The 17,410-nt window shown below is 39.9% G+C and carries 17 protein-coding genes; 4 read left to right on the top strand and 13 right to left on the bottom strand.

The genetic code is table 11. The annotated features are described in order from the left end of the window. Positions 1-307 precede the first annotated feature (307 nt). Entirely contained in the window at positions 308-934 is a 627-nt protein-coding gene (locus KP78_RS08750; RefSeq protein ID WP_041088149.1) for a nitroreductase family protein, read from the top strand. A 185-nt stretch (positions 935-1,119) separates the two neighbouring features. Here the strand turns inward: KP78_RS08750 and KP78_RS08745 are convergent, their stop codons facing one another. Continuing rightward, positions 1,120-2,784: a M20/M25/M40 family metallo-hydrolase gene (locus KP78_RS08745; RefSeq protein ID WP_041088148.1), complete on the bottom strand. Its 1,665-nt coding sequence runs from the start codon at positions 2,782-2,784 to the stop codon at positions 1,120-1,122. Between the two features lie 187 nt (positions 2,785-2,971). Between KP78_RS08745 and KP78_RS08740 the strand changes: the two genes are divergently transcribed. Further along, positions 2,972-4,276 carry an NCS2 family permease gene (locus tag KP78_RS08740; protein WP_041088146.1) on the top strand — a complete coding sequence of 435 codons (1,305 nt, stop codon included), beginning with the start codon at positions 2,972-2,974 and terminating at the stop codon, positions 4,274-4,276. A 49-nt stretch (positions 4,277-4,325) separates the two neighbouring features. Here the strand turns inward: KP78_RS08740 and KP78_RS20645 are convergent, their stop codons facing one another. The 3 genes from KP78_RS20645 to KP78_RS08730 form a co-directional block, all read right to left on the bottom strand. Continuing rightward, positions 4,326-4,511, bottom strand: a complete 186-nt coding sequence (locus KP78_RS20645; protein WP_235420882.1) for a hypothetical protein — start codon at positions 4,509-4,511, stop codon at positions 4,326-4,328. A gap of 166 nt (positions 4,512-4,677) precedes the next feature. Then, positions 4,678-5,838, bottom strand: coding sequence for a sporulation protein YhbH (gene yhbH, locus KP78_RS08735; RefSeq protein WP_041088144.1), 1,161 nt, complete (start codon positions 5,836-5,838; stop codon positions 4,678-4,680). 319 nt (positions 5,839-6,157) lie between these two features. Beyond that, entirely contained in the window at positions 6,158-6,469 is a 312-nt protein-coding gene (locus KP78_RS08730; RefSeq protein ID WP_041088142.1) for a hypothetical protein, read from the bottom strand. Positions 6,470-6,577: 108 nt separating this feature from the next. Between KP78_RS08730 and KP78_RS08725 the strand changes: the two genes are divergently transcribed. Continuing rightward, positions 6,578-6,898: a YbjQ family protein gene (locus KP78_RS08725; protein ID WP_041088141.1), complete on the top strand. Its 321-nt coding sequence runs from the start codon at positions 6,578-6,580 to the stop codon at positions 6,896-6,898. A gap of 44 nt (positions 6,899-6,942) precedes the next feature. On the opposite strand, the gene KP78_RS20285 is transcribed toward KP78_RS08725, so the two are convergent. From KP78_RS20285 to KP78_RS08705, 5 genes are all read right to left on the bottom strand, one after another. Beyond that, positions 6,943-7,113 carry a hypothetical protein gene (locus KP78_RS20285; RefSeq protein ID WP_162835588.1) on the bottom strand — a complete coding sequence of 57 codons (171 nt, stop codon included), beginning with the start codon at positions 7,111-7,113 and terminating at the stop codon, positions 6,943-6,945. Positions 7,114-7,194: 81 nt separating this feature from the next. Continuing rightward, the gene (locus KP78_RS08720) at positions 7,195-7,374 is read right to left on the bottom strand and encodes a hypothetical protein (RefSeq protein WP_041088139.1); all 180 of its coding nucleotides are present in this window, start codon (positions 7,372-7,374) and stop codon (positions 7,195-7,197) included. Positions 7,375-7,439: 65 nt separating this feature from the next. Beyond that, positions 7,440-9,335: a PrkA family serine protein kinase gene (locus KP78_RS08715; protein WP_041088137.1), complete on the bottom strand. Its 1,896-nt coding sequence runs from the start codon at positions 9,333-9,335 to the stop codon at positions 7,440-7,442. 134 nt (positions 9,336-9,469) lie between these two features. Continuing rightward, a complete protein-coding gene (locus tag KP78_RS08710; RefSeq protein WP_041088135.1) occupies positions 9,470-10,531 on the bottom strand; it encodes a tartrate dehydrogenase in 1,062 nt (353 codons plus the stop codon). 38 nt (positions 10,532-10,569) lie between these two features. Further along, a complete protein-coding gene (locus KP78_RS08705; RefSeq protein WP_041088134.1) occupies positions 10,570-12,210 on the bottom strand; it encodes an SLC13 family permease in 1,641 nt (546 codons plus the stop codon). 259 nt (positions 12,211-12,469) lie between these two features. Between KP78_RS08705 and KP78_RS08700 the strand changes: the two genes are divergently transcribed. After that, positions 12,470-13,147 (top strand): GntR family transcriptional regulator, encoded by a 678-nt coding sequence (locus tag KP78_RS08700; RefSeq protein WP_041088133.1) that lies wholly within the window; start codon positions 12,470-12,472, stop codon positions 13,145-13,147. Positions 13,148-13,284: 137 nt separating this feature from the next. Here KP78_RS08700 and KP78_RS08695 read toward each other — a convergent pair whose 3' ends face one another. From KP78_RS08695 to KP78_RS08680, 4 genes are all read right to left on the bottom strand, one after another. Next, the gene (locus tag KP78_RS08695) at positions 13,285-13,776 is read right to left on the bottom strand and encodes a FixH family protein (protein ID WP_041088131.1); all 492 of its coding nucleotides are present in this window, start codon (positions 13,774-13,776) and stop codon (positions 13,285-13,287) included. Between the two features lie 17 nt (positions 13,777-13,793). Then, positions 13,794-15,185, bottom strand: a complete 1,392-nt coding sequence (locus tag KP78_RS08690; protein ID WP_041088130.1) for a PepSY-associated TM helix domain-containing protein — start codon at positions 15,183-15,185, stop codon at positions 13,794-13,796. A gap of 217 nt (positions 15,186-15,402) precedes the next feature. Next, positions 15,403-15,960, bottom strand: coding sequence for an SCO family protein (locus tag KP78_RS08685; protein WP_041088128.1), 558 nt, complete (start codon positions 15,958-15,960; stop codon positions 15,403-15,405). A gap of 52 nt (positions 15,961-16,012) precedes the next feature. Beyond that, positions 16,013-17,410 carry a sensor histidine kinase gene (locus KP78_RS08680; RefSeq protein WP_041088126.1) on the bottom strand — a complete coding sequence of 466 codons (1,398 nt, stop codon included), beginning with the start codon at positions 17,408-17,410 and terminating at the stop codon, positions 16,013-16,015.

Genomic DNA, 17,410 nt, shown 5'->3' with positions numbered 1-17,410 from the left:
GCTAGCCGAATTGGCTGGCTTAATTCATTTTTATCATGCCTTGAATAACTGATTATGCTGATTTCAAAAAGGAATTATCTTTATTTGCTGCTATAGTGCTACTGTCGTAAATGTATCCTCGATGATACCTCCTTCTCCCTTATCGCAAAAATAACCCTAGTCCCCCTTCATTCTTTGTGTTCTAAATTCAATCTCTTGACGTTCTTATAAAACTATACTAAGGTATTTACTGATTACAATTATCTAACAGATAACCGATACAAAATAAAAGTCTACACAATTTGTAGCTACATTGGGGGAATTAATGATGTCTATTTCAACTTTAGATAAGAACTTCATGTCTATTTTTCAAGATCGCCGTGCAACAAAGCAATACGATGCAGCTGCAGAAATTTCACGTGAAGAGCTAGTAGAATTACTTGCGCTTGCAGGTCAAGCACCGTCAGCCTGGAATTTGCAACACTGGCATTTCAATGTATTTCATAATAAAGAATCACAAGAACGTTTGCTTCCAATCGCGTATAACCAACAGCAGATCGTTGATGCTTCAGCTGTAGTCGCCATTTTAGGTGACCTGCATGCAAACGAAAATGTTGATCCTGTATTCGATCCAGCTGTTGAAGCAGGCAGCTTGTCAGAGGAAATCAAAGTAGCGCTGAATGGTCAAATTCAAGGTGCTTATGAAAATGAGCAGTTCGCTCGAGATGCCGCATTTACAAATGCATCATTAGCAGCCATGCAATTGATGCTGGCTGCAAAATCAAAAGGCTGGGATACTTGTCCGATTGGCGGTTTCAATGCGACTAAATTTGCAGAAGAGTTCGAAGTATCCGATCGCTATGTACCAATCATGCTGATTACAATTGGAAAAGCTTCCACAGAAGCTCGCCCATCCGGACGCTTAGACATCGATAAAGTTGTTACTTTTGTATAAACATTTTTATTTTGAAGCCTGATGAGATCATTTCATCGGGCTTTTTTTGTTGATCGATATAGAAAAAACTTTTTCTGTATTTTAGACTCGCCTATTTTCGTGTAATTTAATGAGATGCTGCCTGAATGCACACTTTCTCTTTGGCCTTAACGGGGATTTTCTCCTTAAAAGTATATACTATTGAACTACAAAAGCAGTCTCTCTTTTTCTGCGACTAAATCAAGAGCAAACTCTCGAATGAGGTTCGGTAATATGCCAAATGTATACGGTTTATAAACCCGTTCAGTCCATTTATGGCCATCTTTTCCATATACACCGATATTAATTGATGGAATGTTCAGCTTTTTGATCAGATGAATCGGCAGCGGGTAAAGGATTTCCATTCTTGGCATATTTTGCTCCAACACTTCGACTTCTTCTTCCGATTCATGTAAAGAAAGAAAACTTCCATCTGCTAAATATGGAAAAAATCTTTTGATCATAAAGCTTTCACCCGTTAATGAGGACACTTCATTCAGCCGCTTTGTCAACTTCCTTTTAATTTCGTTCCCATATTCATTTTTTTCATTTAAGAAATTATGCGGCAAAAATGGCGGAGCAAAAAAGATGATGACACGCGGCTTTTTCTCAGGATCAAGCTGTTGGAGTGCTTCTACCATTGCAAACGCAGCATCTCGCCGGTCCTTTCCAATATATTGCTCTTGAATACTATTTAATGTATCTTCCACTGGCAGACCTTTTTTACGAAGAGATGTGACAAATTCATCAAAACAGACAACCTCTAGCTTCCAATCCCAATTGCTTACCGGGAGCTGATGTTTTTTATGAAACTGCTCATAGCGTCCCCGACTTAATTCCCTAAGCTCCTCACAGGCTTCTTTTGCAATCACCATGAGTTCATCCAAGACGTCCTTTGCCGTTCGTTCAAAAACAAAATAGTTAAAATACAGCCTTGCACTAACCGCTGTTTGCACATTGTAATGATGTTTATCATCTTTAAAATACAAACAAGCAGGAGGCAGGACATACTCTCCTTCCAGAGGCTCAGCTAATTCAAGATTCTGATTGATTCTCCTATTCAATTCTGCTCCTATCTGGGTTGGATCAATTGAGGTGAGGATATCGCCAACATGGGCTTCTCTTCCATAAATATAAAAGCAGGGCAGCACTTTACCAGCTGCACCCGTATAAATGTATTTATGAGGATCTCCATCAAACAGAGGACCAATAAAATCATTATTTATTGCTGCAATATAGTCCATACCCTGCTGCTTCATTTTTTCTAGCTCATGCAAGGCAGCAAGTATTCCTGCATGCTCACTTTCCTCATCAGAATTAAAAAGAAAGAGCATATTACCTTCTAAGGGCTCTTTTTGTTCTGACATCGCTAATAAATTGACAAGATGTACCGCGATCCCGCTTTGCATATCAAGTGCTCCACGCCCAAACAGCCAATCTTCTGAAAGAGCATCCACTTGAACGCGGCTGTCAGCATCGTATGAAGTAAAAAAATGTTCAAGCGCGTCCGAATTATGCGCAATCTTTTGCAATGGGCCAAAATCATCTGTTTCTACCGTATCGATATGGCTATGAAATAATACAGTTCTGCTGCTTAGTCCTTTTAGCCGAGCCCAAACGTTTTTGCGGCCAAATGGATCATTCGGGATCTCTTGTATCCATACTTCATCAGGATGCTCAAGAAAATAAGGAAATGATCGAATCACTTTTGCGATGGCATCTGCTTTTTCTGACTCTCCATCGGTTCCATTGTAGCTTTTAATGGAGGTCAAATAACGCGTTAATTGTTCTGCTTGAATAAGCATTGGTTTTTCTTTCAGCTCATTATACACAGTCATTCCACCTCACATAAATATTTATTGGATGATCTGCAATCCCGGTGTCAATAATCAATATCTGTTCATCCATTTGACTTCTTCTTAAATTATACAATAAAAAAGGATTGAAAAAATACGAAAAAACGAATAATATATTGGTTGGGTTTTTTAATTGTTCGTATTTTATCGAGGAGGCTTTCCCATGTTTCGATTCAACCTAGAAGAACACAAAACAACCGTTAAAACAGAGGTGCTTGCAGGTTTTACCACCTTTATGACCATGGTTTACATCGTTGTAGTAAATCCAATTATACTTTCTACCACTGGTGTGCCATTCGAACAAGTATTTTTTGCTACCATTATTGCAACCGTTATTGGTACGCTATGGATGGCTTTATTTGCTAACTACCCAATCGCCATCGCACCCGGCATGGGGCTGAATGCTTACTTTGCATTTTCAGTTGTCGGGACAAATACAGGTATTTCATATGAAGTGGCATTTGCTGCTGTATTTATCTCTGGCATTCTTTTCACCCTCTTATCTCTTACACCGCTTCGCAAAAAATTAATTGAAGCGATCCCGGATAATTTAAAATATGGTATTACAGCTGGAATTGGTCTGTTCATCGCATTTATTGGAATGCGTATGACGGGCATGATTGTAGCTGATGAAAACAATCTCGTTAAGCTTGGAGACCTTCATTCCGCATCCGTCATCCTAGCATTTAGCGGTCTTGCCATAACGCTGATCTTGATGGTCTTAAAAGTAAATGGAGCATTATTTATTGGAATGTTATTAACTGGATTTATTTCATTTCTAACTAACCAGTTAAACTTTAACGGAGTGCTGGCACTGCCAAGCTTGCCAGAAGGACTAATGGTCGTCAATCCAATTGCCGCAATGGGAGACGTCATTCAATACGGTTTGTTTGCTGTCGTATTTTCATTTTTACTCGTTACTATCTTTGATACAACAGGAACAATGGTTGGAGTTGCACAGCAAGCTGGTTTAATGAAAGGAAACACCATGCCGCGCGCTCGCCAGGCTCTGCTTGCCGATTCAGTAGCTTCTACAGCCGGAGCAATGGTTGGAACGAGCCCAACATCTGCTTATATTGAATCTTCTGCAGGCGTTGCTGCGGGAGGTCGTACAGGTCTAACATCGCTTACCGTTGCAGTTCTGTTTATCCTTTCTGCCTTTTTTGGTCCGTTAGTTGGTGCAGTGTCAGGGGTATCTGCGATCACTGCACCGGCACTTATCATCGTTGGAAGCTTAATGATGGGCAGTATCGCTAAAATCAAGTGGGATGAATTAGATGAAGCATTTCCAGCATTCCTAATCATATTGAGCATGCCGCTGACCTCCAGTATTGCGACTGGGATTGCTCTAGGCTTTATTTTTTATCCTATGTTGAAAATTTTTAAAGGACAATGGAAGTCTGTTCACCCGCTTGTCTATGTATTCGCTGCGTTATTCTTTTACCAGCTTGTTTTCCTTCCACATTAAAACCGGAGACTTGATCTCATGCTTTCAGTATTTAGACAAAGTAAGATCACTATCCCTTCAGACTGAATTGCAAACACTTGTCTTTCGAGGCACGAAGCCTTGCTGTGAGCGGAGTTACCGGGTTGGTAATGAGCACTGCAGAAAGGTGAGTAACACCAAAAGTGGAAGCGCGTTGATCAGCCCAGACAAGCATAAGCCACAAATGAAGAGAAGATGGTCTTTGTCTTCGATTCATTTGCGGCTTATGACATCGAGGAGCTAGGCGCCGCAGCTGGACTTTGAAGAAAGCGAGCGTTTGCCAACAGTCTGAAAGCCGGAGACATTGAGTCTCTGGCTTTTTCCATAACAAAAAACCTTATTCATCAGATAATTGATCAATAAGGTTAAACAATTTTCTGCTATTAAGATTGAACTGCTATTGTTTCACTTAGAAAATGTTTTAAGGCAAAAAACACATCTGATTTTCTGCGTAAGATAAAATAGCGGAGCTCCTCTTCAGACATTTTTTTATAGATAGACATTAAGGAAGAATGACGTTGATATTGATTTACCTCACCATATCCAAACAAGTTACAAACCTTTGTAAGCTGCTCGATAAGAGGTACACATTTTGCGTTGTCTGACGTTAAATTATCTCCATCTGAGAAATGGAATGCATAAATGTTATATCTACTTACTGGAAATTCGTCTCCAATTACCTCTAATGCTTTTCGGTATGCGGACGAGCAGATGGTTCCTCCGCTTTCTCCTTTTGTAAAAAACGTCTCTTCTTCTACAACCTTCGCTTCTGTGTGGTGGGCAATAAAGCGAAGATCCACATGCTCGTATTTTGAACGTAAAAAGCGAGTTAGCCAAAAGAAAAAGCTCCTGGCCACATACTTCTCAAAGGAACCCATGGATCCACTTGTATCCATTAATGCAAGTACGACAGCCTTTGATTCTCTCTCCATCGTTTCATTCCACGTACGATAACGCAAATCCTCAGGCAGTATTGGATTAAAAGCTGGTGCCCCCTTCATGGCATTGCGCTTATATGCACTCATCATTGTTTTCTTTTTATCAATATTTCCAGTTAATCCTTTATTTCTTATATCGTTAAATTGAATATCACTCGTGACCTCTTCCGTTTCTTCTTTCTTCTTCAAATTTGGCAATGCCAGCTCCTTAAATAACGCTTCTTCGACTTCGAGTAATGATACTTCCGCCTCGACATAATCAACGCCAGCTTGATCTCCCGGCTCGCCTTCTTGACCTGGTTGCTTCGCTGGCTGTCCTTTTGCAATTAAGTCACCAACTTGACTATCACCTTCACCTTGGCCGACATGTTTTTTCTTATCATAATTGAAACGGATTTTATATTCTTCCAGTGACCTGATCGGAATCTTGACGACTTGCTTACCATTGGACATCACAATATTTTCTTCCGTAATCAGTTCAGGTAATTGATCCCTTATCGCTTCCTGTACTTTCTCTTGGTGTCTTTTTTGATCATCCTGTCCTTGACGGTGAAGGGACCAATCTTCATGTGATAGGATCGTGGTTAATTGTTCATCATTCGTCATGGCCGAGTCTCCCTTCTTCCCTTAGTAATTCATTGTATGCTCAAAGATCAGATTATTGACAAGCTTAAGTGAAAAGCGGATATGGCATCTCCCTTGACTAGTGCAGATAATTATATGAGAAACCATAATGATGCTTCTTTGACTGACCATTTATGTGTAAAACTTTCATGCTTATAGATATCTATAGACCTTCATCAAAAACTCATGTGCAAAACCTACATATTATAAACTTTAATCAATAATCTATGCGCTTTTCTGTAAAAAGAGATTGTCCCGCAAGTCGTTTAATCATCGACTTATGAGACAATCTCTTTATAATTCACTGCGAAGCTATCTTTTCACGTGCTGAAGTGGCAGCCGCATCCACTAGAAGGATAATGGCTGTAATGATATGCATGATAAAACCAACAAAAGGAATCCATCCTACAATGCTTGTTACGATCCCCACAATACTCCCGGTTTTGCTCTCCATTTCCCTTGCAGCAAATACGAGTGTTAAAATATGGAGCCCAAGCATGATCCATAAGGGCGCCCATAGATTGGAAACGATTAAAAATCCCCCGAGTATAGGGATGGAAAAAAAAGCTTCTAATCCTCCAGTAATCCATTTTAAAATTGTTGATGTCTTCAAAAATCCTCACCTCTACTTCTATATTTCTCCTTATTTATCAACTATACTATAGCTAAATGTTTCTCGTTCTAGTACTACATACGTTTTAAAAACAAGGAGGTTTCATTTATGTTAGTGACAACTACTCCTCACTCTTTACAAGGAAAAAACATTACAGATTATCATGGAATTGTCACAGGAGAAGCCATTATGGGAGTAAATGTCGTTCGGGATCTATTTGCTTCGGTAACAGACATCATTGGAGGCCGAAGTGCAGCCTATGAGGAGAAGCTGGCAGAGGGGCGTAAAATTGCCTTGGAGGAAATGACGGAAAGAGCTCGTAAACCTGGTGCCAATGCAGTCATTGGTGTTGATTTGGACTTTGAAACAATTCGCGAAGGCATGATGATGGTTATTGCAACAGGGACAGCTGTCAGTATAGTTGATTAAATATTGATCATAAAATAGAAAAGAACCAGGCTAAGACCTAGTTCTCAATAATTTTTTTCAAATTGAATGGGGTCAGAATGACGATGATTCTCTTTTAGCTCATCGCCTGTACGAAGCTTTTCCATTTGCTTGCCAAGCAAAATCATCTCTTCCATGTTGTTTGCCATTCCTCCGTTAAAGGGCTCAAGCTGCTGAAAATGTTCTCTTCCCGGCATTGTTCTCTCCCCTTTTTGTAATCGCTTTCATTTTTTATATTTTATCACTGTTTGAATGATCAGTCAAAAAAGAAGAAGAGACTATTTCTCTTCTTCCACATACTGCTCGGTTCCCGGCTGACGATCCTGATCCTTTAATTCTTCATTGGTTCGAAGCTTTTCCATCTGCCGTCCGAGCTGCTCCATCTCTTCTAAGTCAGGTGCCATTGAGCCATTGGCAGGCTGATCATGCTTGGAAATATCATGTTTGTTATTTGTCATAATTCCATCACCCCTTACCTGTATGTACCCCTTGATAATATAGGGATAAACATCAGGTCGTGGTGTCAGCGATTTAGGAGGCTGCCCACATATTTCAGTAATTCATTTGCACTCGTTGGATTATAGCCATGCTCATCAATAAGCCTTGCGATCACTTCGTTCATCTTTTTTAACTGCTGTTCATCCGGTGTCTTCGAAGATGTCGTGATTTTCACAACATCCTTTAGGTCAGCAAACAACTTTTTCTGAATGGCTTCACGAAGACGGTCATGTGATTGGTAATCAAATCTCTTCCCTTTCCTTGCATAGGTTGAAATCCGAATAAGAATCTCTTCACGGAATGCTTTTTTGGCATTTTCTGAAATGCCTATCTGTTCTTCAATTGAGCGCATGAGTTTTTCGTCCGGTGTCATTTCCTCTCCTGTAAGCGGATCGCGTAGTTTATTCTTATGGCAATAGGCCTCTACATTATCCAAATAATTATCCATTAACGTTTTAGCAGACTCTTCATACGAATAAACAAATGCTTTTTGTACCTCTTTTTTCGCCATATCATCAAATTCACGACGTGCCAGTGAAATAAAACCAAGGTAGGTTTCCTTTGTCTCTTTTGTAATGGAAGCGTGCTGATCCAAGCCATCCTTTAATGAGCGAAGTACATCGAGTGCGTTAATTGAAAGTACTTCTTTACGAATAATAGTGGATGAAATACGGTTTATGACATAACGGGGGTCAATCCCTGTCATTCCTTCATCATCATATTCCTTTCTGAGCTCATGTACATCAGCATCATTAAAGCCTTCCACGATCTCACCGTCATATAGACGCATCTTTTTGATCAGATCAATGTCCTTTCTCTTTGGTTCCTTTAATCGAGTCAAAATCGTAAACATTGCTGCGATTCTAAGTGTATTCGGGGCAATGTGGACATCAGATACGTCACTTTCAGCTATCAGCTTTTCATAAATCTTTTCTTCCTCGCTGACCTGCAGATTATAAGGTAATGGCATGACAATGATCCGTGAATGAAGCGCTTCGTTTTTCCGGTTAGCAATAAATGAACGATATTCTGTTTCATTGGTATGAGCCACAATCATTTCATCCGCAGAAATAAGGGCAAATCTCCCTGCTTTAAAATTCCCTTCCTGTGTAAGCGATAGTAAATGCCATAAAAACTTTTCGTCGCACTTAAGCATCTCCTGAAATTCCATCATTCCGCGATTCGCTTTATTTAACTCGCCATCAAAACGATATGCACGAGGATCCGATTCAGAACCATACTCAGCAATAGTTGAGAAATCCAGGCTTCCTGTTAGATCAGCAATATCCTGTGATTTGGGATCTGATGGACTAAATGTACCAATTCCAACCCTTTTATCCTCTGAAAAAAATATTCTCTCAACAGGCACGTCCTCAATTCGGCCGCCAAATTCCTTCTCAAGCCTCATTAAATTTAATGGTGATAAATTCCCTTCAATTCGAATACCATATTCCTTTTGGAAATCTTGACGCAGCGCTTGTGGAATTAAGTGAAGGGGGTCTTCATGCATCGGGCACCCCTTAATGGCGTAAACTGCCCCGCGATCTGTTCTTGAATAAACCTCCATCCCACGCTTTAATATCGTGACGAGAGTAGACTTTCCTCCACTTACTGGTCCCATCAAAAGTAAAATTCTCTTTTTGACATCCAATCTTCTGGCCGCAGGATGGAAATATTCCTCTACAAGCCTTTCTAGCGGCTCCTCTAGACCAAACAACTGATCCTTAAAGAACAAATAATTGCGTCGTCCATTTTTCTCTTCTACACCCGCTTCTTTAATCATGTTATAAATACGTGAATGGGCTGATTGAGCGACCCAGGGGCGTTCTTTGACGAGCTCCACATATTCTGAAAAGGTTCCTTCCCATCTTAAGCTGTCTTCTTCATCTCTATATCGTTCCATTCTTTTTAAAATATCCAATCATGACGCCTCCTTGTTGTCTTGCATGTTGAAATGTATGCAAAAAAGGCTCAACGCATGTAAAGTAATCGAAAAAAAGGATGTGAATCACAATAAAATCGTGACACACATCCTTTAAAATAATCTAATACTCCCTAACCTTTTTTACGAATTCTGCTACAGATCTCTTCCGTCACTTCCGCAGTCGTTGATCTTCCTCCGATATCGGGTGTTTTAATTCCCGCTTCTGTTGCGTCTTCAATGATCGTGAGAAGCTCGCGTCCAAGCTCTTCTTCACCAAAGTGATCAAGCATGAGCTTTGCCGTCCAAATCTGTCCTATTGGATTAGCAACTCCCTTCCCTGCAATATCCGGAGCGGAACCATGAACAGGCTCAAACATAGATGGATACTTACCACTTAAATTAATGTTTGCAGACGGGGCAATTCCAATACTGCCCATAATCGCTGAACCAATATCAGTCAGCACGTCTCCAAACAAATTACTTGCTACGATAACATCAAAATCATACGGCTTCGTCACAAAGAAAGCTGCCAATGCATCAATATGATTTGATCTGCTTTCAATATCCGGATACTCCTTCGCAACTTCTGTGAATACCTCATCCCAAAATGGCATAGAGTGATAGATCCCGTTGGATTTAGTCGCGCTAGTTACATGCTTATTTCTCTTTCCAGCGAGCTCGAATGCAAACCGAATCGCTCTTTCTGTTGCTTTTCTAGTGAAAATAGCGTTTTGAATGGCCATTTCATCAGCACCGCGATGAATACGGCCTCCAACCTCACTATATTCCCCTTCACTATTCTCTCTTACAACTACCAGATCAAAGCTTTTCGGATTTACGAGCGGTGATTCTATGCCTCGTACTTTTTTGGCAGGCCGCATGTTAATGGATAGTTCAAATTCACGTCTTATTTTTATTAGCATCCCCCAAAGGGATACATGATCAGGAACAATAGCAGGATTTCCAACAGCCCCCAGGAATACCCCTTCAAACTGTGCCAGCGTCTTCATTGCATCAGGTGGCATCATCGTTTCGTGTTCCATGTAGTAATCACAGTTCCACGGAAATTCTGTAAAACGAAAGGCAAGTCCTCCATGCACATCTGATAGTGCGCCAATGACTTCTATCGCTGAAGAAACAACCTCTTTCCCAACCCCATCCCCGGGTAGAGCAGCAATATCATATGTTTTCATCATTCCATCCCCCATTTCCTATACATGCTGCGATCTCTTTATCTAAACTCGTCAGGAAATACAGTTAAATCAATACCCCATAGCAATGGAATAAGGAAATAAACCGCTCCTACAATGAGTACCCATGCTAGAAGATTCACCCACCAGCCGTTTTTAACCATTTCAGAAATTTTAATCTTTCCAGTGGCAAAAATAATGGCATTAGGCGGTGTGCCAACCGGCAGCATAAACGCACAGTTAGCTGCCATTGCTGCTGGTACCATTAGCGCATATGGATGAACATTAATTGCAAGTGCTAAAGCTGCTAATACAGGTAAAATCATAGTAGCAGTTGCCGTATTGGATGTAATCTCTGTCAAGAATAGGACAAGTCCCGTAGCTGCAATAATAATAATAATAAAATTAACACCTTCAAGAACAGTCAGCTGTCCGCCAATCCAACTTGCTAGTCCTGTTTCACGGAAGCCTGCCGCAATCGCAAGTCCTCCACCGAATAATAACAAAATTCCCCACGGAACATCCTTTGCTACTGTCCAATCAAGTATACGGCCTCCCATCCCTGAAGCTGGAATGATAAACAGCAAGACTGCAGCAATCATCGCAATCATCGTGTCACTAATTCCTGGTATATCGATGAAATTCCCACCCTCCCACAGGAATGTACGAGTAATCCACATAAATGCAGCAAAGAAAAACACAAGCGAAACCATTAATTCTTCATAGCTCATTTTTCCAAGCTTTTTCTTTTCAGCTTGAATTAATTCTTTTCCACCCGGAAGTCTTTTTAATTTGATCGGATGAGCTATTTTGATCAAGTAAAGCCAGCTGCCAAATAATAAGATGACTACGACTGGAAAAGCGAAGAGCATCCAGCCAGCAAACGAAATTTGAATGCCATAAAGCTGCTCTACAATTCCTGCAAGAATAATGTTAGGTGGTGTTCCAATTAACGTTCCAAGCCCACCAATTGTCCCTGCATATCCAATAGCAAAAATAAGTGCTTTATCAAATTTTTCCTGCTCATTTGCATAGTTTTCTTTACTGTTCTTTAACGCTTGTCCAACTTGATAGGTAATCGCTGTACCAATTGGAAGCATCATCATAACCGCTGCGGTGTTTGATACCCACATGGATAAAAAGGCTGTTGCAAGCATAAACCCAAGAACAATATTCGACGTGCTTGTTCCGACAATGGCAATAATATTTAATGCAATTCGTTTATGTAAGTTCCACTTCTCCATTGCTAAGGCAATCATAAACCCACCAAGAAATAAAAACACAATCGGATCACCGTAGCTTGCCGTTACCGCTCCACCTTCCAATGCACCTGTCATTGGCAACAAAATAATAGGCAACAAAGAAGCTGCTGGAATTGGAATGGCTTCTGTGATCCACCATGTGGCTACCCAAAGTGTTGTGGCTAGGACCATTCTGCCCTCCGTGCTTAATCCCTCAAGCGAAATAAAAAAGGCAAACAGAATAAATAACAAAGGTCCAACAATTAATCCTACTTTTTGTGCCGTTTTATAGCTTGGTTGTTTTTCAGGTTCAGTATCGATAGCATCTTGCCGAACATTCAGACTTTCTTTGCCCTTTTTCGTTGGCAAAGAAAAGAATAAAAGCTGCTTTGTCTTTCTATGGGAGTTCCATAGTGAATCCCAGAGTGCTGTAACATTCATCTTTTGTCCTCCATTCCTCTCAATAATAAAGCGCTTACAAAAAGATATACAAGTCCTAATAAAACTTAATTCTGCCGACTGTCGACAGGTTAAGACTAATTTTACAAGGAATAGTAAATTAGAGTCAATGGTTTTTTACTATAATAAATAGTGCAAAATGGTTATTTAATAGTTTTTATGTTGCATAAGTTGTTGTATTCCATCTTTATTTGGTAAACTAATCCCATAGTTCTGTCGACAGAATCAGGAGTGAATCCCTATGAAGCCTACTATTAAAAAAAGCCTTTCTTATCATGATCAAGTTCATCAAACACTTAAAGAAATGATCATCGTTGGGGACTACAAGCCCGGCGAAAGACTTTACGAAGCAAAAATTGCGCGTGAATTTGAAGTAAGCAGAAGTCCAGTTCGCGAGGCCATTCGAACATTGGAACAGGAAGGGCTGCTGATCCTGGATGATCGTTCCAGAATTTTTGTTTATAAGCCATCTATTAAAGATGCTGTAGAAATTTATGAATGCAGACAGGTCCTTGAATCATTAGCTGTCTCTCTCGCCACTCAACATGCAATGGAAGAAGAGATAATGAAAATTGAAATGATCATTTCACGCTCACACGAACTTTATATAGCCAATCATAGAGATTCTCCTCTGGAGATTCTTCATCTGAACTCTGCTTATCATGATGCAATCATTCATGCCAGTAAAAATAAACGATTGGAAAAGCAGCTCGAAAATCTACGTGTACTTACTTTTTTCTATCGAAGTATGAATGTTGAAAATCGTGAAAGATGTAAAGAGATTATTTATCAGCACACGATGATTGCAGAACATATACGAAATAGAGACAAGTCCGCTGCGGCGAAAGCAATGCATGATCATATAGCGACTGATCTCTCTTACTTAATTAAAATATTGGCAAAGGAAACATTTGAATAGCGACTATTTACTCTAATAAAAAGTAACACACCAAAAAACGTCATCTTTGGAACTCAACCAAAGATGACGTTTTTTTGTATCACTGCCATGCACCCTTAAAAAAGGCTTACAATCTTAAAAAGAGATTCGTATAAAAATTAATGCTCATGATCTCCTTGATCGTCATGTTCACCTTCCATGTGATTACTTTCTTGATTTTGTATGTTTTCATTCGCTTTTTCGAGCTGCTCCTCTGTTACTTCCCCCACCGTAAATTGTTTCTTTGGCATTACGTGCATATCTCTTGCCGTTACATGAGTTTGAAGCGAGTAGACGCCATCTTCTTCGAACATCATGTTGATTTGATAAACTCCGTCTCCCTTACGGACAGCTGGAATCATATCACTTTCTCCGCCATTAACGTCATTCCACAGTTCAAACACGACTTCATTCGCATCATTAACAGGTTCACCACCCTGTGTCAGCCTTACCTGAAGCGGTGTTTCTTCATTAGATTCTACCATTTCCGGAATGATGATCTTTGCATCAACAATCTCAGGAACTGCAGTATTTTGTTCTTCTTCCTCTCCATTACCGCATCCTGCGATCAATAACAATCCTGCTGCCATTCCAATCATCCATTTTTTCATGTTATAACGCTCCCTATCTATGATGTTTTTCCATTAAACCAGTGATTCAAGGCAGGTATTCTCTTAATTAGCAGCTGATCAAATAAATACACGACAATGATCGAGACTCCAACAAGCGGCATTAAAATTCCGCCGACCAGCATCAAAACCAGCACCGTTCTTGCTGCCTGTTTACTAACAGGCTTTTTTGGGCTTCCTAGTCCAACCGGCTTTCTATTTCTCCACATAATAAATGAACTCACTACAATCCCTATTATCGCTAGACAGGTCATTAATCCTAAGGCTTGATTAGGCCATCCAAATAAGCGCCCTTCATGAAAAGCAATCCCAGCGGTAATCGCCTTCGCCAATACACCGTATTCATTGAATCGAACATCTGACAATACACCGCCGCTGTACTGGTCGATATGCAAGGTCGCATTATTCCAAGGAGCTGAATGAGATGTCGCAATTGTATAGACCCCCTTTTCCCCTTGCGGCATAGAAATAGTAAAGGGCTTCGCCACTTGCTGCATCGATGCAATCATACTAATGTCTTCAACAGGAAGCGTCAAATAGCCTCCAGTAGGGGAAGATGGAACTGTCATGTTTTCTGAAGCCCACGGCACATCCTCTGCAACGTCTTGTGCACGAACGGTTGAAGATGGTTTCTCACCCCAGGCTTGAGCAAAGGATGGATATCCGCTATTTGTCACTACAGCTAGCCGATTTATTTGTTCACCCATGATACCTGACCATGGCAGACCTGTTGCTATTAAAACAACAATCATGATGGAGAACCAAAAAGCTGGAACTGCATGCAGATCTCTCCAGTACGTACGTCCCTTTACACCAAAGCGAGGCAGAACTGTTCCAAAAATTGATTTTCGATTTCGCGGCCACCACAAATACAGACCTGTAAGCAACAGTAAGATTGTCCAGCACGCAGCCAGCTCGACCAGCCGATTTGCAACTGTGCCTCCTATAATCAGTTCACTATGAAGCTTCTTAAATAGCTCAGTAAATTTCTCACTTACAATTAATTCACCTTGAACGTTTCCTGTATACGGATTTACATAAACTGATTTTGCTGTCTCACCTTCTATCAATCCTACTTCAACGGTTCTTGTCGGCTCTTCATATACTTTATATGTAGAAATGGCTGCATCAGGATAGATTTCATGAACGGAAGCAATAATAGCCGATGGGGCAATTGTTTGCTCTCCTCCTTGATCAACTATATATACATCTCTGTAAAGAAAGTCCTCGATCTGTGGTTTAAATAAATAGACTGCTCCGCTGAATGCAAGAATCAGCAAAAAAGGTGCTGCAAACAATCCGGCATAAAAATGCCAGCGATATACCGCTTGATACCAAGAAGCATGGCTTTTTTTATTACTGGAAGTTAATACTTGTACTTGTTCTTCCATATTCATTCTCCTTTATTAGCCCTATGAACGTTTTGAATCAAACACGTTTCCAATCAGTCATAACCTACTTTCTTTCCATTCATACTGTTTACAAGATCAATAGCCGTTCCATTAAATAAATATTATCAAAGAAATGTGAAATTCTTATGAAGGAATAAACTTTTTCTCAACAAAAAAAGCTGCGTATTAGGCAGCTTTTACGCGAGGCATATTATTTTCATTGTTTTTCAATCTCTTTTAAAATACTTTCAGTTAAATCAGGCTCCGTAAAGCCGAATTCATTAACAATGACGCCATCTGAATTGATTACATAAAAATTCACGCCATGAAGAACTTGATCAGTTGAATCCGGTTTGTGGACCAGCGTTTGAAATTCCTCCAGTGCAAATTTTTCAATCTCATCTTGTGTATATCCTGTAAGCACATTCCAATGATCATCGTTATTTGTAAAGTGTGTAAGATACTCATTCAACTTTTCTGGTGTATCATTGCCGGGATCTACACTAAAGGATACGAATTCTACGTCATATTCTTTTTCCTTAATCTCTTGCTGAAGTTCAGCCATCTTTGCGGTCATTGGGGGACATACCGTTTCACAATTCGTAAAAATAAAATCAGCAATCCATACTTTTCCTTCCAACTGCTCCATGCCAAATTCCTGACTGTGTTGATTCATAAATGAAAAAGAAGAGATTGGAGTACCTTGTGTTTGCTGAGATGAGCAAGCCGTCAGCATCAGGAAAGCGAATATCAATACCAATACGTGTTTTTTCATGATTAAACGATTTATTACGACTCCTCCTGTCCAATTTCCACTTAAAACGATGCTAGTTTATTGGCAATACAATACTGACCTTGACTTCTCCGGCAGTATTACTAGTAATTGAAAATGTTCCCTCTTGCAATCGAATAATTTCTTTTACAATGGATAACCCCAACCCTGTTCCGCCGGTACCCCGGTTCCGTGCTTTATCGGTTCGAAAAAATCTTTCTCCAATCTGATCTAAATCTTCCGTAGAAATTGACAAACCCGTATTTGTCACCTCGAACACGAAATCCCCATTCCTCATTCTAAGCGTAATTCGAATGGACCCTTTTCCGATTGAATATTTTATCGCATTATCAATAACGTTGTAAAAAATTTGCTGTAAGCGTTTCGGATCATTGAAAACAATCAGCTCTTCATCTACATCGAGCTGAATCGATATAGATTTTTCTGATAAATGAATGAGAAATAAATCACATGTGTCATATAATAATTGTCCAATCACAATTGGTTCTTTCTCAAAATGATATAATTCATCCCGTAAATTATTAAGCTCAACTAGATCAAATATGAGTTTATTTAAACGATCCACCTCTTGTTCAATTGTAAGCAAATATTGCTTTTCTTCTTCAGGTGAAGTAAAAAGCTTTTTGCTTAGTGCTTCCGTGTATCCGCCAATGTAAGTCAGAGGCGTGCGAAGCTCGTGAACCACATTTGAGAGAAATTCTTTTTTGCGTTCCTCTTGATTTTCCAACGCTTCACTCATTTCATTAAACGCCTTTGCCATCTGTCCAATCTCGTCGTGCTTAGCAAGCTCTAAGCGATGGCTGTAATTGCCTTTTGATACTTCTTTTGATAGCATCTGAATTTCATTAAGCGGTTGAAACAAGGACCTTCTTATCCTGTTGATAATCAAACTAAGTATAATAAAGAAAATGAGTCCGGTACCTGACAAGACTGGAAGACTGTTGCCAAATACCTGTGACAGACCCGCTAACGGAACATAAATATAAATATAACCAATAGTCGTATTACCATCATTTATTGGAAATATGGCACCAATCACCTGCCGTTGAAATTCTTCCACAAATCCTTCTTTCATGACCGAATTACCAGCGTTTAACATCCGTTGATCGTCTTCAGAAATGAACTCCTTATTTCCTATTTGGTAGGGAAAAGTGCTCGTAAGCTCCTCTAAATTATCCACGACAATCACTTCATACTCTGAAACGACATTATACCAATGAATTTTTTGTATGATTTCCTCATTTAGTTCTCCGTAATGGTAGTGCGCTGCAGTCCGTTGACCTTGATACTGGACGGATTCCCGAATACTGTTTATATAGAGATCCTTATAGAGAAAATGCAAGAAAAAAAATGAAAAAAGAATCGTTACCGCCACACTTCCTACCAGCAGCATGACGATTTTTTGACTAAAATTCTGTTTAAATATCTTCAA

Origin of the sequence: Jeotgalibacillus soli (assembly GCF_000829435.1) — a bacterium.
GTDB classification, from domain to species: Bacteria; Bacillota; Bacilli; order Bacillales; family Jeotgalibacillaceae; genus Jeotgalibacillus; species Jeotgalibacillus soli.
The sequence above is the reverse complement of the archived record's forward strand: the minus strand, read 5'-3'. Positions and strand labels throughout refer to the sequence as shown.